Source organism: Ruegeria aquimaris (assembly GCF_025751555.1).
Lineage (GTDB): Bacteria > Pseudomonadota > Alphaproteobacteria > Rhodobacterales > Rhodobacteraceae > Ruegeria_B > Ruegeria_B aquimaris.
Map to the genome: position 1 here is coordinate 14,499 of NZ_JAOWLB010000007.1, position 19,407 is coordinate 33,905.

Consider the following 19,407-nt stretch of genomic DNA (forward strand, 5'->3'; position numbering starts at 1 on the left):
AATCCATTCGGAGTCCCCCATGGTAGAGTCCCAAGCCACCATCGCCGGTATCCGCCGCGACCGCTTCGACACCCTCGCCCGCCGCGAGGCGGAACGCTTTGCGTCTGCTCGGCCCAGGACGCGCGCTGCATTGGACGCTGGCGCAGACCAGTTCCTGGACGGGGTCCCAATGCACTGGATGCGCGACTGGCCGATGCCATTTCCCATGCTGGTGGCCGAAGCGCGCGGCGCCCGGCTGACCGATATCGACGGGCATGTGATCAACGATTTCTGTCTGGGCGATACCGGGTCGATGTTCGGCCATTCACCCGAGCCGGTGGCGCGGGCGATCCGGACCCAGGCCGACATCGGCCTGACCTACATGCTGCCGACCGAGGCCGCACTGGAGGCCGCATCGCTGCTGAGCGAAAAGTTTGGCGATTTCCGCTGGCAGATCGCCACCACCGCATCCGACGCCAACCGCTTTGCCCTGCGGGTCGCCCGCGCGGTAACGGGCAAAGCCAAGGTGATCGTGTTCCACGGCTGCTATCACGGTGCTGTCGACGACTCGATGGTGGAACTGCATCTGGGCCAGACCCGGACCCGCCCGGGTCTGGCCGGACAAGTCACCGACCTTGCCACGCTGGCGGTCGCCTGCGAATTCAATGACCTGAACTCGGTCGAAACCGCACTGCGGGCCGGGGATGTCGCTGCCATCCTCACCGAACCGGTTATGACAAACAGCTGCATGGTGTTGCCCGAACCCGGCTTTCTGGACGGCCTGCGTGCGCTGGCCACGCAGTATGGCGCGCTCTTGATGATTGACGAGACGCATACGCTGTCATCGGGTCTGGGCGGATACACCGGCGTCTACGGGCTCGACCCTGACGTCTTTGTCGTCGGCAAATGTGTTGCGGGCGGCATGCCCACCGCGGTCTGGGGTCTGCGCCCCGCCGTGGCCGAGGCCTGGCGCATCTATGACGATGCGCGTCCGGGGGGCCATTCCGGCATGGGCACCACCCTGTCCGCAAATCCGATGCAGTTTGCCTGTCTCGCCGCCAACCTGTCGCAGGTCATGACCGCCGGCAACTATGCCCATATGGAGGCCGGAGCCGAGCGCCTCGCCACCGGGCTGTCCGAGAGTATCGCCCGCCATGGCGTACCCTGGCACGTTGTGCGTGTCGGCGCGCGGGTGGAGTTCATCTGCGCCCCGGGCCCGCTGAAAAACGGCACCGAGGCCGCGACCGCCCACAAACCGGAGCTTGAGGCGGCGCTCCATACCGCTCTTTTGAACCGGGGCTGTCTGATCGCACCTTTCCACAACATGATGCTTGTCAGCCCGGCCACCTCGAACGAACAGATCGACCGGCTAATTGCCGCCTTCGACGATATCCTGACCGAACTTCTGACCTGAGGACGACGACCATGACCACCCCTTGCCCCTCGGGCGCAACCCTGGCCGAGGCCGAAGCCTTTCTCGAAGCCAACCCGGATATCGAGGCCGTCGACATTCTGTTGCACGATTCGAACGGTATCGGGCGCGGCAAGATCATCCGCCGACACGAGTTGGCCTCGCTCTACAAATCCGGTCGCCACATGCCGATCTCGATCCTGGGTCTCGACATCTGCGGCGAGGATGTGCACGAAACCGGTCTGATCTGGGATCAGGGCGACGGAGACCTGCGCGCCTGGCCCATTCCCGGGACGCTCAAGCGGTTGCACAACACCACCCCGCCCCGGGCCGAGGTGTTCATGTCGCTTTATGAACTGGACGGCACACCAATGACCAGCGATCCGCGCCACGCGCTGACCCGCCAGATCGATCTGCTCGCCGCCGAAGGGCTGAAACCCGCAGGCGCGTTCGAGCTGGAGTTCTTTCTGCTGGCCAACGAACTGGATGCCGACGACAAGGCGCAGCCCGCCCGCGACGTGCTGGATGGCCGCCGTTCGCACAAGACCGAGGTCTATTCGGTCGACCATCTGCACGGAATGCTGCCGCTGTTCTCGGACGTTTACAAGGCCGCCGAGCTGGCCGGGATCAAGGCCGAGACCCTGATTTCGGAATACGCGCCGGGCCAGTACGAGTTGACGCTGCATTACCGCGAGGACGTGCTACAGGCCGCCGATGACCTGATCCGGCTCAAGCGGATCGTGCGCGCCCAGGCCCGCGCCCATGGGGTGACCGCCTGTTTCATGGCGAAACCGGTCGAGGAATATGCCGGGTCGGGAATGCATTTCCATGTTTCGCTACAAGACGGCGAAGGGCGCAATGTCTTCGCTGAAAAGAGCGAGGGTCAGTGGTCTGACACCATCCTGCATGCGCTTGGCGGAATGCGTGACACGATGGCGGAATCGATGCTGGTCTTTGCGCCGCATGCCAATTCCTGGCGGCGCTTTGCCAACCAGAGCTATGCGCCGATTTCAACCAACTGGGGTGTCAACAACCGCTCGGTGGCGCTGCGTATTCCAGCGGGTGACATTCGCGCGCGCCGGATCGAACACCGCCCTTCGGGCGTCGATGCCAACCCCTATCTGATCGCGACCACCGTGCTTGCCGCCATCCGGCACGGATTGAAGAACCGGATTGATCCAGGCCCCGAGACCATCGGCAACGGCTATGACGAAGGCGAAGACGATCACATGCCGCGTGACTGGCGTACCGCCATCGACGCTGCCCGGGACTCAACCTTCCTGAAGGACGCGCTTGGCGAGGACATGCACCGGACCTTTGTGGCCGTCAAAGCCGCAGAATACGCGCGCGTCAGCCGCACGGTGTCCAAGCTCGACTTCGATCTCTACCTGCACACGGTCTGAACCTGCAGCGTCAGCCATAACTTGACCTTCGTCCGGACCTGCGTCATGTCAGAACGTCGGGGGGAATGGCATGTCACAGGCGGCCGGAGTGTCCGGAACCGGCATGCGGTTCCGGGACAAGATCGGCGGCGCACCCCGGCACAAACACCTGCGCCCGCAACGGAAAGTAGGATCAGATGTGCCCCGCACCTGTTGACGAAAGCACCCCGCGCGGGTTCATCATACCGATCGGTGGCGGCGAAGACCGCGTCAAGGAAATGCAGATCCATCGCCGGTTTGTCGAACTGTCGGGCGGCGCGGATGCCGATATCGTGGTGATCCCGACCGCCTCGATGCTCGAAGAGACCGGCCCGGATTACAACCGCATCTTCTCGGAGCTCGGTGCGGGCCGGGTCGAGTTTCTGCCGATCTCGCGCCGGGCTGATTGTGACAACCCTGATTTCGCAGGAATGCTGGACCGGGCCACCGGCATATTCATGACCGGCGGCAACCAGCTGCGCCTGTCGGCGATTCTGGGCGGCACGCTGGTCGCGCAAAAGATTCGCCGCCGCAACGCCGCCGGAGTGCCCGTTGCGGGAACGTCCGCCGGTGCCTCGATCATGTCCGAACACATGGTGGCGGGCGGCAGTTCCAACGCAGGCCCGGCCGAGGGAAACATTACCCTGGCACCCGGAATGGGCCTGACAAACGCGGTGATCATCGACCAGCATTTCACCCAGCGCAATCGCCTGGGCCGGTTGCTAACTGCCTCATCTTTCAACCCGTTTCTGATCGGGTTGGGGATTGACGAGGATACCGCCGCCTTCATCGGGCCCGACAACGTGTTCGAGGTGGTGGGCAGCGGAACGGTCACCGTTGTAGACGCCAGCCACCTGACCCATTCCTCGATGTGGGAGGCGCGGCGGGGCCAGGCGCTCAGCTTGCTCGGTCTGCGGCTTGACGTTCTGGGTGAAGGGTGCCGTTATGATCTGACTGCGCGGCAGGCGTTTCCACCTGACGAGCATCTGGCGTTCTGCACCCTGCCCGACCGATCCGGCAACAGCGGCGCCACGGGGGGGAAGACTCAACAACAATAACGGGGAGCCATATGAAAGTAGTCTCGACCAATGTCTTTGTCGGCCCGAACGTCTGGGCCAGTTTTCCGGTCATACGACATGTCATCGACTTGGGACTGCTCGAAGAATGGCCCTCGGCCCGGATCGGACCCGAATTCATCGACGATCTGATCGCGGCCCTGCCCGGCCTTGCCGAACATGGCTGTTCGTACCGCGAACCCGGCGGCTTCATCCGCCGCCTGCGCGAGGACGAAGGCACCTGGCTGGGACACGTTCTGGAACATTGCGCCATCGAGGTGCAGAATGTCGCCGGTTCTGACGTGACCTTTGGGCGGACCCGGGGCACCGGAGAGCCCGGCCAATACAACATGGTCTACGAATACCGTCAGCGCGATGTCGGGCTAGAGGCCGGCAAGCTTGCGATCCGCCTGCTCATGCATCTGCTGCCGCAGGCGCTCAAGGATCAGGTCGACTTTGAGTTCGACCCCGAATTCGACTGGAATGACGAGTTGCGCAGCTTTGTACTGCGGGCGCAGCGCAAGGAGTTCGGCCCCTCGACCGGATCGCTGGTCAAGGCCGCGCAGGCGCGCGACATCCCCTGGATCCGCCTGAACGAAGGCTCGCTGGTGCAGTTCGGCCATGGCAAGTTCCAGAAACGCATCCAGGCCACGATCACCTCGGAAACCAAGCATATCGCGGTCGAGATCTCGTGCGACAAGGAAGACACCCACAACCTGCTGAACGACCTCGGCCTGCCGGTGCCGCAACAGCGTATGGTCTATTCCGAACGCGAGGCGATACGCGCCGCCGAGCGCATCGGCTATCCGGTGGTGATCAAGCCACTGAACGCAAATCACGGGCGTGGCGTCTCGATCAACCTCAACACGCCCGCGGAAGTCGAGGCAGGCTTTGCCGAGGCAAAGGAACATTCCAAGAGTCGCGCCATCCTGGTTGAAAGCTTTATCACAGGGTTCGATCACCGCATGCTGGTGGTCAACAACAAGCTGGTCGCGGTGGCCAAGCGCGTGCCCGGCCATGTGGTCGGCGACGGGACCCATACCATCGCCGAACTGGTCGATATCGTGAACCAGGATCCACGCCGGGGCATCGGGCATGAAAAGGTCCTGACCAAGCTGGAACTCGACACCCAGGCCAATCGACTGATGGCCAATGCGGGCGTGACCGAAGCGACCGTGCTGCCCGCAGGCGAGATATTCTACCTGCGCTCGACCGCGAACCTCTCGACCGGCGGCACCGCCATCGACCTGACCGACGTGGTGCATCCCGACAACCGCGACATGGCCGAACGCGCCATCATGGCGGTCGGCCTCGATGTCGGCGGCGTCGATTTCCTGATCGACGACATCACCAAATCCTACAAGGATATCGGCGGCGCCATTGTCGAGGTCAACGCAGCCCCCGGTTTCCGCATGCATGTCGCCCCGTCCGAAGGCCAGCCGCGCGATGTGGCGGGCCGGGTGATCGACATGCTGTTCCCCGCCGGGCAGCAGACCCGCATCCCGATCGCCGCAATCACCGGCACCAACGGCAAGACGACGACATCGCGCATGCTGGCTCATATCATGAAGACCAGCGGCAAGATTGTCGGCATGACCTCGACCGACGGCGTCTATGTCGATGGCAAGCTCAGCGTCAAGGGCGACATGACCGGGCCGAAATCGGCGCAGATCGTGCTGCGTGACCCGGCGGTGGATTTTGCCGTGATGGAGACCGCGCGCGGTGGGCTGGTCCGCTCGGGGCTGGGATACCAGCGCTCGAACGTGGCCGCCTGTCTCAACGTTTCGGCCGATCACCTTGGCCTTGGCGGCATCGACACGGTCGAGGAACTGGCCGTCGTGAAACGCGTGGTGGTCGAAAGCGCGACCGACACAGCCGTGCTGAACGCCGACGACATCAATTGCCTGAAAATGGCCGATTACGCCGATGCGGACACGATCTTTTACGTCACCACCAGCCCCAACCACAGCCTGGTGAAAGAGCATATCAAGGCGGGAGGCAAGGCCATCGTGCTGGAAAAGGGCATGAACGGCGACATGCTGACGATCTATGACAACGGGCTGCATATCCCTGTTCTGTGGTCGCACCTGATCCCCGCCACGCTGGAGGGCAAGGCGTTGTTCAACGTGCAGAACGCCATGTTCGCGGCCGCCATGGCCTATAGCTTCGGGGTCGATCTGGACAATATACGGCATGGGTTGCGCACCTTTGACACCAGCTATTTCCAGGCGCCGGGCCGGATGAACGTCTATGATGAGCATCCGTTCAAAGTCATCCTGGATTATGGGCACAACCCCGCCGCCCTTGGTGCCATGGCCGAGCTTGCGGACCGGATGGAGATCAAGGGCCGCAGGCTGTGTGTTGTGTCGATGCCGGGTGATCGTCGCGATCAGGACGTGGTCGATGCCGCCGCCGCGCTGGCAGGACATTTCGACCATTTCATCTGCAAGGCGGATGATCGACGCCGTGGCCGTGGCCATGACGAGATCCCGCAGATGCTGCGACAGGCGCTGATGCAGAACGGGGTGGATGATACGGCAATCACCGTCATCCCCGACGAGGTCGAGGCCGTCAATGCCGGTCTAGGCATGGCCGCGCCCGGTGATCTGCTGGTCATATTTGGCGACGACACCACCCGCTGTTGGAAACAGATCATCTATTTCAACGCGCCGGGCGATCAGCCGAAACCGAAGGGATCCTCTGCCACCCGACAGCCTGTGGCCTCGTTCGAGGACATGTTCGACACCGACCAGACCCTGATCCGGGACGAACGCGGCGTTCGCCTCGCCCGCGACATCAGCGAAAACGCCGACTGAGCGGAGGGGCCGGCATGGACCGGATCGAGCAGCTTGAAACGGCGCTGACGATTGTCAGCGCGACCTCGGATCTGATCCGGGTCGAGGATGCCCGCCGCCTGACCGGTCCGGGACTGTTGTGGAACCGGCCCGGCGCGGTGATGGATGTGTTCTTTGACAGGCTGGACCCCGAACGGGTGACCAGCCTGTGGATGCATCACGCGCGCCGGGTGCTCGACGCGCTCGGCTGGCAGGACGAGGCGGCGATTACGCGGGTATTCACCGGGGGTGCCAACCTCGCCCTCTCGGCGCCCATGGACCAGCTCTATTCGGCGATCTTCGCCGCTCAAACCGCCTGGCATTTCTGTGCCGCCGAATTGCTGGGAGAGCGACCGGGCGATTTCGACCGGATGATTTCCGACCTGAGCGGAGTCATGGAGACCGAGACGAACCCGGCTCTGATCGCGCTGATCCGAGCGGCCGAAGAACATGGGATCGATTTCCTGTGCGACGACGAAGCCGTTTCCATCGGTCACGGCACCGGCAGCCGGACCTGGCCTGTCGATGCCCTGCCCGCCCCTGATCAGGTCGATTGGGCGGCGCTGCACGACATCCCCATTGCCTTTGTCACCGGCACCAATGGCAAGACGACCACGACCCGTCTGCTCGAAGCGATAGCCCGTGCCTCGGGCAAGACCGCCGGTCTCACCTCGACCGAGTTTGTCCGGGTGGGCGACGAGATCCTCGACCGGGGCGACTACTCGGGCCCGGGTGGCGCCCGCATGCTGCTGCGCGATCCAAGGCTGGAGATTGCCTGTCTCGAAGTGGCGCGGGGCGGCATCCTGCGGCGTGGCCTGCCGACCCGTGCCGCGCGCGCTGCCGTGGTCACAAATGTCGCCAACGATCACCTGGGCCAATATGGCGTCAACACGGTGCCGGAACTGGCGCAGGCGAAGTTCGCCGTGCACCGGGCACTGGCCCCGGGTGGAGTTCTGGCCCTCAACGCCGACGACGCCTATGTCCGGGCCGAGGCGGTACGCACCGAGGCGAACATCTGGTGGTTCTCGCTCGACCCCGAGCACGCTGAAATCCACGCCGCAAAGGCGGCCGGACAGCCCTGTGCCTATTTGCGCGGCGAAACGCTGGTGCTCTTCGACGGCACCGCAGAACAGGACATCCTGCCGGTGGCTGACGTCCCAATCACCATGAACGGGGCGGCCCGCTACAACGTGCTGAACGCGCTGGCCGCGCTTTGTCTTGCGCGGGCCATGGACATACCCGTGACCGCCATTCGACAGGGTCTGCGCAATTTCCGCCCCGATCCCACCGACAACCCCGGTCGGTGCAACGAGTTCACCCATAACGGCGCGCGGGTGTTTGTGGATTTCGCCCATAACCCGCATTCCATCGCCGCCGTTTGCGAGGCTTTGGCCAACCTCCCCGCCAAACGCCGCTTCATCATGCTGAGCCACGCAGGCGACCGGTCGGATCAGGACATCCGCGATGTGACCACCACCGCGCTTGGCTTTCAGCCCGACATCGTCGTCGCCGCCGAGTTGCCCGACTATCTGCGAGGCCGTCAACTGGGAGAGATACCGGCGCTGATCGAACAGGCAGCCACCGGTGCGGGTTTGGCCAAGACCCAGATCCAACGCGCGGATTCGCCGACCGAAGCCGCCCGGATGATCCTGGATCAAGTCAACCCCGGCGACCTGGCTTTGTTGCTGGTCCTGTCGGAACGCGACCGGGTGTTTGCCCTACTGGAGGACCGCTAGGACCCGGCCCTAGAGGTCACAGCTTGATCCCAAGCCGCTTGATCTTGTCGTTCAATGTCCGGCGCGGCAGGCCCAACAGGTCCGCCGCGCGATCCGTATGGCCCCGGCATTGTGCCAATGCCGCGTGAATCTCGCGCGCCTCAAAGGCGGCGACACGTTCGGGCAGGGTTTCGGCAAGCTTCACCTCGGCACCACCTTCTGCGGCGTCGCCAATCCCCAGGCCAAGAACGAAACGTTCGGCCACCGCCCGCAATTCGCGGGCGTTCCCGGGCCACGAGCGCCGCATGAGACGCGCCCGCAAACCAATGGTGATCTCGGGCAAAGCCCTGCTGTGACGGCGCGCCGCCTCGGATGCGAAAGCGGCAAACAACAACGGAATGTCGCCGGGGACATCCCGCAAAGGCAGCGTCTCGATCTCGGCACCGGCAAGCCGATAGTAAAGGTCGGCCCGGAACCCGCCTGCAAAGGTCGTCGACTTGAGATTCACCTTGGACGTCGCGATCACCCGCAGATCGAGCGGGCGCAGCCGGTTCTCGCCCAGGCGCTCGACCGCGTTCTCTTCGAGAACCCGAAGCATCTTGGCCTGCAAGGCAGGCGGCATCATGTCCACCTCATCCAGCAACAGTGTACCGCCGCTGGCCAGTTCCAACTTGCCGGGCTTGTCCACCGCCGCGCCGGGAAACGCGCCGCCGACGCAACCGAAGATCTCGATCTCGAACAGGCTTTCCGGCAGGGCGGCACAATTCAGCGCCACAAACCCGTGTTTGCCGCGCGGCCCGCCTGCATGCAGGCTGCGGGCAATCAATTCCTTGCCGGTACCCGTCTCTCCGGTGACCACAACGTTGACGTCCAGCGGGCCAAGCGCCGAGACCTTTGCACGAAGATTGGCGATGGCGGGGCTGTCTCCGACAATCTCTTCGTTCGCGATGCGCGACTTTAGACGGCGCAGTTCTGCGCGCGTTGCCCGGGCGGCAATCACACGCCCGATCACCAGCAGAAAATGATCGGCGTTGTATGGTTTTTCAAGGAAATCCTCGGCCCCTAGGCGGATCGCGCGCACGGCCTGCGGCACGTCGCCATGCCCGGTGATGACGATCACCGGATGGTCACCCCCGCTCTCCTTGAGCGCAGAAACCAGGTCGAGCCCGTCCATGCCGGGCATCCTGAGGTCGGTTATCACAATCGCCGGATCAGCCTCGGCAAGCGCCGCAATCGCATCTGCCGCACCGGCAAAGGACATCACCCTGTACCCCGCCGCCTCGATCAGATCGGCGGCGGCGAGACGGTGATCCTCGTCATCATCGACAACAAACGCAAGTTCCGTCATTCGGCCGCCTCCCCCAAGGCGGCGGCGGCGGGCAACAGGACCGTAACCCTGGTGCCCTCGCCGGGTTGCGAGACGATTTCAAGCCGCCCGCCAAATTCTGTAACAATGGCCTGACTGATCGACAGGCCCAAGCCCAGACCCTCGCCCCCGATCTTGGTCGAATAAAACGGTTCGGTCACCCGGCCAAGATCATCGGGCGCGATCCCCGGCCCGTTGTCCGACACGGCGAGCCAGACCTGAACACCGTCATTCCCGGTTTCAACACTGACACACGCCCCTTGGCGGCCTTCGACGGCATCCAGCGCATTAAGCAGGAGGTTCAGGCAAACCTGCTCCAGGCGAACCGGACCGGCCATTGCCAGAACGGCATCAGACGACGGCACAAACACCGGCTTAATCGCCGTCGCTTTCGAGCGCGGCTCGACCAGGTCCAGCGCGTTTTCGGCAACCTTGTTCAGGTCGGTCAGCGTGCGCAGGTTCTGCTCCTTCTTGCTGAAACTCTTGAGATGTTTGGTGGTGCGCTGCATCCGCAGGATCAGGTTTCGCGCCCTGCCGATACGGGTCCTTGTCTTGTCCGCATCGCCGGACATTTCCGCAGCCGCAAGCGTCGCTTCCAATGCCGCCAGCGGCTGACTCATCTCATGCACGATGGCTGCCGACATCCGCCCCAGAGCGGCCATCTTCTCGGTATGGACAAGGGATTCCTGTGTTGCGCGCAGATCGGCTTCGGTCTTGCGCCGGGCTTCGACCTCCTGCGCCAGTTCCCGCGTGCGCTCCGCCACCCGCGCCTCCAGCAGCACACCCTGGCGCAAGCGCAACTGGATCAGCTGGCGCCGCTGGTTGACGATCATGGCAAGCCCTGTTGCCGCAGTCGCAACCAATGCCGCACCAAACGCCCAGAGCAGCGCAGATACAATGACTGGCGCCAAGGGCTTCGCCGAGATCAGCTGCCAGCCATCCGCCTCGATCGTGGTCGACGTGCCACGCAGCGCCGCGCCACCTACCCCGGGCAAAAGCATGATATCCGCCGATGGCGGATCTGACAGCAGTCTTGCCGCACCTGTGATATCAACACCATCATAAGTGCGCAGCCGCCTCAGCCGGTCCAACGCATCTTCGGACAATACAGACAACGGTCGGTAAAGCCAGTCCGGCACCCCGGAAAGAAATACGATCCCGTCGCGGTCCGCGATGGCGGTTGCGACACCCGCGCTCTGCCAAGTCGCTTCCATCGGCTTGAGATCGATCTTGACCACCATCACCCCAAGCGTCTCTCCGCTCCCGACCCGAGTCGCCAGGAAGTATCCCGGCTTTCCGGTTGTCACGCCGATGGCATAGAACCGGCCCCGGTCATTGGCCATCGCGTCGGAAAAGTACGGACGAAAGGCGTAGTTGTTGCCCACGAAACTCTTGTCGGTTGCCCAGTTCGAAGCGGCGATCGCAGTACCGGCCGCATCCAGCAGGTAGAGATCGGTAGCGCCTGCACGCTGGCTGATCGTCTCAAGATAACGGTTCGCCGCTTGAACCGCAGTCTCGGAACCCGGGCTCCGCAGCGCGCGACCGATCCGGACATCCTCGCCCGCAACATCCGGCAATGCCCTGAATCGTTCGATTTCCGTCTCTATGGCCCGCCGGGTCAGAATCAAGGATTGTCCTAGCTCGGCATCCATCGCGGCGAGCCCGGCCCGGTAGGCGACCGTAAACGCACTGACAGCCGCCAGAACGGCGATGGCTCCGATCAGGGCGAAGACGCGACGTGTCATCCTCCGCCTATCCCTTGCCGCCAATTGCATGCCCGACCCTTTCGCCCGCAAGGCCACCTTCCTGCGCAGCGTAGCGGATTGCGCGGACAAGGTCACGATCCGGCACCACGGTCAACCGCAAGGAGATATCTCGATCGCAAGGCCCGGTGACTGGCCGATCTCGTAACAGTCGGAACCGTCACAGATTGTCCATCCACCCCCGGTCGCTCCGGACGCCGCAAGGTTCAGCCGAGGCACCGGCGGCAAGATCGGGACCCAGATCCACCAGCCGTTTTCCAGCACGGCATCAGGGCCGGGGTCCATCCCGGCCCCCGACCCCTTGACCGCGGCCTCGGTCAATCTGAGCCTGCCTCCCTCGATCACCCAATGCTCGCGCCACACGGTCTTTTCCACCGAATGATTCCAGCTCAGGTCAAAGCCTTGCGATGCAAGAGCCAGCACAGCCGTGCCGACCAGGAGGCAGGCGGTGCTCATGCCGTGCCTGCGACGCGGGCACGCCACACCAGGCCCGCAAAGAGTGCGGCCATGGCAAAACCCGCTTCGTCCGTGAGTGGTAGCGCAGCAATGAGCGTAACGGCGGCGGCGGCGGCCAGAAGGCGCAGCGGCCAGGACAGTGGACGGCCCAGCCAGCCGATAACGGCCGCCCCCCACAACCCGATGGCAAGGGTGGTCTTGGCGACGATATAGGCCACGGCAGGCCAGAACCCCAGCGCCTCGGCCAGCGGGCCGCCGTCCTGCAACATCAAGGTCGGGGTATAGACGGCCATGAAGGGGATGACAAAACCGGCAGCCGCCACCTTGATCGCCTCCAGCGCGATCTTCAGCCCGTTTTCCTTGGCAATCGGTGCCGCCGCAAAACAGGCCAGGGCCACGGGCGGCGTCAGATCGGCAAGGATGCCAAAATAGAACACGAACATGTGGCTGACTATCAATGGAACCCCAAGGGCCAGCAGCGCCGGTCCGGCAATCGACGAGGTGATGATATAGTTGGGGATCGTCGGGATGCCCATGCCCAGCACGATGCAGGTGATCATCGTCAGGATCAGCGACAGGATCAGGCTCTTGTCGCCCACATGCACGATGAACTGGCCAAAGGTATTGGCCGCCCCGGTCAGGGTCATCGTGCCGATGATGATCCCCACCAAGGCACAGGCGATCCCCACCGGCAGCGCGGTCTTGGCGCCCTCGGCCAGGCTGTCACGGCACAGCGCCAGTGTCTCGCGCCCGCCCTTTGACACGGCGTTCCACCCGATCAGCGCGACGATGGCCACGGCCACTGGCAGGATACCGAACTCAAAGAACGCGGCGGCAATGGCGCCCAGCCCGATCCAGAACAGGATGCGGATCACACCTCCCGGCAGTCCCAGTGCAATCGACCCGCCAAGGATCAGCATCACTGTCATGGCAAGCCCGATGGTTCCCGCGAACAGAGGCGTAAACCCCGAGAACAACAGGTAGACCAGCACGCCCAATGGCAGGATCAGATACCAGTTCTCTTTCAGCGCCTTGATCGGCGAGGGCAGGTCAGCCTTGGCCATGCCCTTCAGCCCGTGCCGCCCGGCTTCCAGATGCACCATCCAGAAGGCCGAGGCGAAATAGAGGATCGCCGGGATCAGCGCAGCCTTGACCACCTCGACATATTCTACACCCAGCGTCTCGGCCATGATGAAGGCAACCGCGCCCATGACCGGCGGCATCAACTGACCGCCCATCGAGGCGGTGGACTCGACACCGCCCGCAAAGGCCGACCGATAGCCAAAGCTTTTCATCAGCGGAATGGTGAACTGGCCGGTGGTGACAACGTTCGCCACACCCGAGCCCGAAATCGTGCCCATCAGTCCCGAGGACACCACCGCCACCTTGGCCGCGCCGCCCTGTTTGTGCCCCACCAGGCCCAGCGAGACATCGGTGAAAAGCTTGATCATGCCCGCGCGTTCCAGGAAGGACCCGAACAGGATGAACAGAAAGATATAGGACGAGGAAACATAGGTCGGGATGCCGTAGATCCCTTCGGTACCATAGGCCATGTGGTCGATCACCTGGGCGAAATCATAACCCCTGTGATTGAGGGGCGAAGGCAAATATTCACCCCAAAAACAATAGGCCAGAAATCCCCCCGCGATGATCGGCAGCGCAGGCCCCATCAGAAGCCAGGCCGCTGCGAATACGGTGATCAGCGCCGCAACACCCAACACGATATCGCGCGGCAGCGGATCGCCCGCCCGCAGGATCAAGGGCGTGTACTCCCACCATTGATACAGCGCTACCAAGACACCGGTCAGTGCCAATGCCCAGGCGACAGCCCGAAACGACAGTGTCTTTTTCTTCAACGCCGCCAGTAACGGAAATCCCAGAAGCGTCAGGAACCCGACATGGAATGCCCGGACGATCTGGCTTGAAAAATCCAGCAGGTGCGCCGCAGTCGCAATCTGAAACACCGAAAAGACGACCGCGATCCAGAACAGCGCCCGCCCCTCGGCCGTCGCTGGAAAGCTTTCGGCCAGTGGATCATGCAGCCCCAGATCGGGCGCGTCCTTGGGCATGTCGTGATGTGGCTGTGTCATAGTGGTTTTCCCCTCCCCGGAAAGCCAAAAGACCCGGATGGCACAAGGCCACCCGGGACAGAGGTCTTACATCAGGCCCGCTTCCTTGTAGAAACGCTCGGCCCCCGGATGCAGCGGGATCGGCATGCCGGTCAGCGCATTTTCCAGCTTGATCTGCGCTGCGGCCTTGTGCGCCGCTTCCAGCTCGCCCAGGTTCTCGAACAGCAGTTTGGTCATTTGATAGGCGGTTTCCTCGGACACGTCCTCATGCGTGACGAGGAAGTTCACCACCGCGACAGTCGGCACATCCACATCCTGCCCCTGATAGGTGCCTGCCGGAATGGTCGCGGCGATATAGGGCGCGCCAAGCGCGCTGATCACCGCCTCCGGCACCGAAACCAACTGGATGTCGATCGAGGTCGACAGATCCTTGATCGAGGCCACACCCAGACCTGCGGATTGCAGCGTGGCGTCCAGCTGCCGGTTCTTGATCAGCTCGACGGACTCCGCAAACGGCAGATATTCGGTCTTTCCCAGATCGTCATAGCTCATGCCCGCCGCTTCAAAGATCTTGCGCGCGTTCAATTCGGTGCCCGATTTTGCGGCGCCCACCGACAGGCTCTTGCCCTTCAACCCGTCCAGAGAGGCAATGCCACTTTCCTTGGACGCCACGATCTGGATGTAGTTCGGATAGACCGCCGCGATGCCGCGCAGCTTGGACAGGGGTTCCTTGAACCCGGCGTCCGCATCGCCTTCCCAGGCCAGCTTGACCGAGTCGCCAAGCGCCAGCGCCAGCTCGCCCTTGCCTTGCTGCAACAGGTTCAGGTTCTCGACCGAGGCCTTGGTCGACTGAACCTGGGTCCGGGCGCCGGGGATGTTGTCGGCATAGATCTTGGACAGGCCAACACCCAGCGGATAATAAACACCGGACGTTCCGCCCGTAAGGATGTTGATGAATTCTTCGGCCCGGGTCGCTGCGGGGACCATCAGCGTCGCCGCCGTAACCAGTGCGGCCAGTTTTACACCAAGTGTCTTCATTTGTTCCTCCCAATGGATGTCTGCGCGTCATGGCTGATATCGCAGCGCCATCTCTTAGGGTTTGCAGAGCGGAACCCGCAGGGAATTCTCTGTTTGGCGTGAAACTCACGGGCAAGGATCTGCCTGAAGCGAGGCAGAATCTTGCCCCGGCGAACCAAAGTTCATCCCTGGCGCACAGCGTTTTGACGGATGATCAGACCTACGGGTTTCGATCCTGGTTTCATCCGAAATGTGAATGATCCTGTGTGTCAAAACCCGTTCTATCGAAAGCAGTGGTAACATTTTATACGCATTATTAGGTCATAATGCGCACCACAAGGACAAACTATCATTCGGATAATTATACTTGATAACTATCACTTATCATGTCTATATGAATCTTCGCCAATCCATGCCACTGTTCCACGCATGAAACCCGTGCAAACCCACCCGTTCAGCCCCCCTGCCCTTTCCAAGGTTGACCTTGATGCGCTCAACGATCTCTACGCTCGGGGCACTCCTGAGAACACGCTGCGGGCATACGAACGTGATCTGGCCTATCTGACTGCGTGGAAACGCCTCCGGTTCAACGAACCTCTGGCCTGGCCGGAACGCGATGAATGCGCGCTTCGCTTCGTGCTCGACCACTCACGCGACCTATCCGACGCGACTGACGACGCGCGCGCGGTCGCCGATGTCATGATCGCGCAAGGTTTGCGCCGATCTCTGTCCTGCCCGGCCCCGTCGACCCTCAACCGCCGCGTCGCATCCTGGCAAGCATTCCACCGGATGAAGAACCTCGACAGCCCGTTTGACGCCCCCTTGCTGAAGCAGGCCCGCGCCAAGGCGCGCCGGGCGGCGGCACGACCGACCAAACCAAAATCCCGCAACCCGATCACCCGTCCGATCCTTGAACAAATGCTGGATACCTGCCACGGGTCGATGCGCGACTGCCGGGACCGGGCCATCCTGATGCTGGGCTGGGCCAGCGGCGGCAGGCGCCGGTCCGAGATCGCTACGCTGATGGCAGAGGATATCTCGCTTAAGGATTTCGCCAAGGACGGCGTCGTCTGGGTTTCGCTGGTTCAGACAAAGACAACCGCGCGCGGTGCTACGCCCCGGCTTGTGCTCAAGGGGCGCGCGGCACAGGCGATTGTCCATTGGATCGAAGTTTCACGAATTGAAGACGGACCTCTCTTTCGCCCCGTGTCGAAATCCGACCGCCTTCTGAAACGTCGCCTGACCCCGGATGCGATCTATCAGATCGTCAAGCATCGCTTGCGCCTTGCCGGACTGCCTCAGGACTTTGCCAGCGCTCACGGTTTGCGCTCGGGTTTTCTGACCCAGGCAGCACTGGACGGCGCGCCGATCCAGGCGGCGATGCGGCTTAGCCTGCATCGCTCGGTGGCACAGGCGCAGCGCTATTACGATGATGTGGAGATTGTCGAAAACCCCGCAACCGATCTGCTGGGGTAAAGCGGTCTTACCCGTGGGTAAGACCGCGTGGTGTCAGTCCTCTTGCAGACTGTCGATCAGTTTCGCCACCGCCTGTTCCAGCTTTTGCCGGTCGATGCGGGTGAAATCCAGATCATAGCGCAGGTCAATCCGCCCATTCGAGGCCGAGCATTTCGCGATCCCGCTCGGGCGGCTGATCTGAAAGGTGGTCTTGGCCCGGCGGGTCTTGTCGCCACTGGGCGCAGGCGTGCGCGCCTGCGGTTCCGGCGCCCCTACCCCCTCGGCAAACCCGCGCAGGATCGCCACCTCGTCCGCCGGACTCCGCCCCGGCTGCGCCAGCAAAGCGGAACTCACGACACCCACGAGCCCCGGATCGCCATCCAGCTTGCGTTTGAGATCAACGCCCACATTGCGCGGAATCTCGTTGGGGTGCTCCAGCGACTTGCCCAGCATCATCAGCAGGCTGGCAAAGGCACGGATATAGCTGCGCTTGGTGTAGCTGGCGGATTTGAACAGGACCGACACCGCCTTGTCCACATCGGCACAATCATTGGCCGGGTCCTCGGCATAGGCCCGCGCCAGCGCGCCCATTTCGGCGAATGAGATATCCTTGCGGATCAGGTTTTCATCCACCATCCGGCGGTATTGATCATCCGTCGGCGCATTTGCAAGGATCCCCGCCGGGATGCGGGCAAAGCGCTCGTCCCCGGTTTCCTCGTAGAGCGCGCGATAGGCCGACAGGCGCCGCATGCCCTGCACCAGCTCGTACCCGCCATCGGCACGCTTCTCGACCCGGATCGGGTTCGACAATCCGATTTCGCGGATCGAGGTTTTCAGCTCGTCCAGCTCCGGGTCCGGCCCTTGTGCCCGGTCACGGGTCAGCCGCTCGGCATGCACCGCGTCAAGCGGCACCAGATCGGTGATCAGCCCCTCTTTCTTCAGCCGCACCAGCTCATGCGCCAACTGGTCGTTTTCTGCGCGGATGCGATCCTCGGTCTCTTGCCGGTCGCGCAGTGCATCGGCATTTTCCGAGATCGCAGTCGCCATCGGGCCGCGCCGGTGTTTGTCCAGCACCTTGTCGGGCACCTTGCCGACCGGGATGTCCTCCATCGCCGGCATGTCGATATCGAAGATTCTGCGCTTGCGGGTCATGCGTCATCCTCCAGCTTGGACCAGGCCGACAACATCACCTCGCGGAACTCGCGATAGGCGTTGTCGAAGGTGCCACGGGCGCGGCGCCAGGTTTCCCGCGTCATCTCGCGGTAATCCATCTCGTAGACCGAATTGAGGAAGCGGCCGGATTGTTCCACCGCCCGCGTCATCTCGACCGGATGCTCGGTAACGTGATGGCCGAACACCTTGCGGAACGCCTCGTACATCGCCTGATGCAGGGCATTGCCCGGCTCGTAGCGGGTCAGGATAAAGCGGATCTCAGCAAAGGTCTTGGGCAGACCGATCTTACCCGTGGGTAAGACGCCGTCGAACCCGTGCGACAGATCCTCCAGCGCCTCGGCCAATTGCCCGATGAAAGAAGTGGTCGAGTCGTATTCCCAATAGCCGGGCCCCGAAGGGATATAGAGCATGTCGGCAGCAAACACCGCGTTCATCGACTGATAGCCGATGGCGGGCGGGCAATCGAACAGGATCAGATCATAGGCGTCATCGGGGATCTGATCGAGATAGCGCGACACAGCGGCGAAGAAGGACCATTCCGGGTTCAGGTGCCGGTATTGCGCGCTGGCAAATTCGACAAAGGCGGCGTTGGCGCAGGAGGGGATCGCATCGATCGTCGACCAGGAGCTGGGCTTGATGAAATCGCCAACACGCAGATCGCCCAGCCCCATGCCGGTGATCGAGGCGGGCAACTGGCGGCGGGGCAGGGTGGTGCCGCTTTCGGCGGCTGCGGCGCGGTTGTTCATCCGCTCGGTTTCTCGGATCAGGTCGCGCGCCATGATGCCCCAAACGGTGTAGTCCTCGGCCACATCCGTCAAACCCATGGAATGGCTCAGCGTCGCCTGCGGATCGAAATCGACCACCAGCACCCGATAGCCATCCAGTGCGGCGGCATGGGCCAGATGCAGGGCGACGGTCGACTTGCCAGCGCCGCCCTTGAAATTGGCCACCGCCGCGCGGATCGCACGCTTGCCCGCCGGGCGCGGTGGCATCAGCGACTTGCGGTTGATCTTGAGCCGGCGGCGCAGCTCGTTCACCTCTTCCAGGCTGAACCAGCGCTGGCGGCCATCGGGTTCGACCTCGCCACCGGGCAGGGTGGGGTCGGCGACCAGCTTGCCGCGAAAGGTCGACTGGTTGACGTTGAAGATCAACTCGCTCACCTCCCAGCTGGAAAAGCGGCGCAGTGTCTTTTCCAGCTCGGGGCTGAAGGTCTGCTGCCGGATCCAGCCTTGCAGCTTCAGCGACTGGTTGCGCAGGTGACTCAGGTCTTCGTGTGTATACATGCCTCGGGCTTCCTTTTCTCAGGACGCTAATTATCTGTGGTTACCCATTTACGCTGTATTTGCATTTATGGCAAAAGGAAATATCATGAGGATGCGACCTTACCCACGGGTAAGAAAGCCCTTGAAAACAGGGGGCTTCCGATTCGGGGCCAAGGGGAGCAGAGCGTCATGATTCGGTCAGGTCTCTCTGGCAGCGCTCCGCAAGATATGGGGTCACATAGGCGCTGGAATACCCCTGATAGGGGGACAAAAGGGGCCAATACGGGGACAGACAGGATGTCCCCCCTCACCAATACTTCACCCAAATTCTTTCTTTGAAAAGGGGAAGGGGAGGGGGCCTTGGGCCAAGCCGCTTGACAGAATCGAAGCTTTGGACGCTAATTGCCCCAAGATCGGGAAAAGCGTTGAGA

13 protein-coding genes are annotated in these 19,407 nt (G+C 62.8%); 6 read left to right on the plus strand and 7 right to left on the minus strand.

Annotated features, from left to right (window positions below):
- Positions 1-19: 19 nt before the first annotated feature.
- The 5 genes from OE747_RS11575 to OE747_RS11595 all read left to right on the plus strand — a co-directional run bounded on the left by OE747_RS11575 (position 20) and on the right by OE747_RS11595 (position 8,436).
- Complete coding sequence (locus tag OE747_RS11575; RefSeq protein ID WP_263828759.1) at positions 20-1,393, plus strand: aspartate aminotransferase family protein; 1,374 nt, start codon at positions 20-22, stop codon at positions 1,391-1,393.
- 11 nt (positions 1,394-1,404) lie between these two features.
- Positions 1,405-2,793 carry a glutamine synthetase family protein gene (locus tag OE747_RS11580; protein WP_263828760.1) on the plus strand — a complete coding sequence of 463 codons (1,389 nt, stop codon included), beginning with the start codon at positions 1,405-1,407 and terminating at the stop codon, positions 2,791-2,793.
- Between the two features lie 176 nt (positions 2,794-2,969).
- Positions 2,970-3,869 carry a cyanophycinase gene (locus OE747_RS11585; RefSeq protein WP_263390030.1) on the plus strand — a complete coding sequence of 300 codons (900 nt, stop codon included), beginning with the start codon at positions 2,970-2,972 and terminating at the stop codon, positions 3,867-3,869.
- An 11-nt stretch (positions 3,870-3,880) separates the two neighbouring features.
- Entirely contained in the window at positions 3,881-6,682 is a 2,802-nt protein-coding gene (gene cphA, locus OE747_RS11590) for a cyanophycin synthetase (protein ID WP_263828761.1), read from the plus strand.
- A 14-nt stretch (positions 6,683-6,696) separates the two neighbouring features.
- Positions 6,697-8,436, plus strand: a complete 1,740-nt coding sequence (locus OE747_RS11595; protein ID WP_263828762.1) for a Mur ligase family protein — start codon at positions 6,697-6,699, stop codon at positions 8,434-8,436.
- A gap of 16 nt (positions 8,437-8,452) precedes the next feature.
- Here OE747_RS11595 and OE747_RS11600 read toward each other — a convergent pair whose 3' ends face one another.
- The 5 genes from OE747_RS11600 to OE747_RS11620 all read right to left on the minus strand — a co-directional run bounded on the left by OE747_RS11600 (position 8,453) and on the right by OE747_RS11620 (position 15,107).
- The gene (locus OE747_RS11600; protein WP_263828763.1) at positions 8,453-9,763 is read right to left on the minus strand and encodes a sigma-54-dependent transcriptional regulator; all 1,311 of its coding nucleotides are present in this window, start codon (positions 9,761-9,763) and stop codon (positions 8,453-8,455) included.
- Positions 9,760-11,526, minus strand: a complete 1,767-nt coding sequence (locus tag OE747_RS11605; protein ID WP_263828764.1) for a sensor histidine kinase — start codon at positions 11,524-11,526, stop codon at positions 9,760-9,762. Before OE747_RS11605 ends, OE747_RS11600 begins: the two co-directional genes overlap by 4 nt.
- Positions 11,527-11,637: 111 nt before the next feature.
- Positions 11,638-12,000 (minus strand): DUF1850 domain-containing protein, encoded by a 363-nt coding sequence (locus tag OE747_RS11610; protein WP_263828765.1) that lies wholly within the window; start codon positions 11,998-12,000, stop codon positions 11,638-11,640.
- Positions 11,997-14,090 carry a TRAP transporter permease gene (locus tag OE747_RS11615; protein WP_263828766.1) on the minus strand — a complete coding sequence of 698 codons (2,094 nt, stop codon included), beginning with the start codon at positions 14,088-14,090 and terminating at the stop codon, positions 11,997-11,999. Before OE747_RS11615 ends, OE747_RS11610 begins: the two co-directional genes overlap by 4 nt.
- Before the next feature lie 66 nt (positions 14,091-14,156).
- Positions 14,157-15,107, minus strand: a complete 951-nt coding sequence (locus OE747_RS11620; RefSeq protein WP_263828767.1) for a TAXI family TRAP transporter solute-binding subunit — start codon at positions 15,105-15,107, stop codon at positions 14,157-14,159.
- A 408-nt stretch (positions 15,108-15,515) separates the two neighbouring features.
- Between OE747_RS11620 and OE747_RS11625 the strand changes: the two genes are divergently transcribed.
- A complete protein-coding gene (locus tag OE747_RS11625) occupies positions 15,516-16,562 on the plus strand; it encodes a tyrosine-type recombinase/integrase (protein ID WP_263828768.1) in 1,047 nt (348 codons plus the stop codon).
- Between the two features lie 33 nt (positions 16,563-16,595).
- Here OE747_RS11625 and OE747_RS11630 read toward each other — a convergent pair whose 3' ends face one another.
- Both OE747_RS11630 and OE747_RS11635 read right to left on the minus strand, forming a co-directional pair.
- Positions 16,596-17,693, minus strand: a complete 1,098-nt coding sequence (locus tag OE747_RS11630; RefSeq protein WP_263828769.1) for a ParB/RepB/Spo0J family partition protein — start codon at positions 17,691-17,693, stop codon at positions 16,596-16,598.
- Complete coding sequence (locus OE747_RS11635; protein WP_263828770.1) at positions 17,690-18,997, minus strand: AAA family ATPase; 1,308 nt, start codon at positions 18,995-18,997, stop codon at positions 17,690-17,692. The genes OE747_RS11630 and OE747_RS11635 overlap by 4 nt, the downstream gene beginning before the upstream one ends.
- Positions 18,998-19,407: the final 410 nt, after the last annotated feature.

Coding starts and splice junctions, on each gene's coding strand:
- OE747_RS11575 (WP_263828759.1), top strand. CDS start 20: ATGGTAGAGTCCCAAGCCACCATCGCCGGTATCCGCCGCGACCGCTTC.
- OE747_RS11580 (WP_263828760.1), top strand. CDS start 1,405: ATGACCACCCCTTGCCCCTCGGGCGCAACCCTGGCCGAGGCCGAAGCC.
- OE747_RS11585 (WP_263390030.1), top strand. CDS start 2,970: ATGTGCCCCGCACCTGTTGACGAAAGCACCCCGCGCGGGTTCATCATA.
- cphA (WP_263828761.1), top strand. CDS start 3,881: ATGAAAGTAGTCTCGACCAATGTCTTTGTCGGCCCGAACGTCTGGGCC.
- OE747_RS11595 (WP_263828762.1), top strand. CDS start 6,697: ATGGACCGGATCGAGCAGCTTGAAACGGCGCTGACGATTGTCAGCGCG.
- OE747_RS11600 (WP_263828763.1), bottom strand. CDS start 9,763: ATGACGGAACTTGCGTTTGTTGTCGATGATGACGAGGATCACCGTCTC.
- OE747_RS11605 (WP_263828764.1), bottom strand. CDS start 11,526: ATGACACGTCGCGTCTTCGCCCTGATCGGAGCCATCGCCGTTCTGGCG.
- OE747_RS11610 (WP_263828765.1), bottom strand. CDS start 12,000: ATGAGCACCGCCTGCCTCCTGGTCGGCACGGCTGTGCTGGCTCTTGCA.
- OE747_RS11615 (WP_263828766.1), bottom strand. CDS start 14,090: ATGACACAGCCACATCACGACATGCCCAAGGACGCGCCCGATCTGGGG.
- OE747_RS11620 (WP_263828767.1), bottom strand. CDS start 15,107: ATGAAGACACTTGGTGTAAAACTGGCCGCACTGGTTACGGCGGCGACG.
- OE747_RS11625 (WP_263828768.1), top strand. CDS start 15,516: ATGAAACCCGTGCAAACCCACCCGTTCAGCCCCCCTGCCCTTTCCAAG.
- OE747_RS11630 (WP_263828769.1), bottom strand. CDS start 17,693: ATGACCCGCAAGCGCAGAATCTTCGATATCGACATGCCGGCGATGGAG.
- OE747_RS11635 (WP_263828770.1), bottom strand. CDS start 18,997: ATGTATACACACGAAGACCTGAGTCACCTGCGCAACCAGTCGCTGAAG.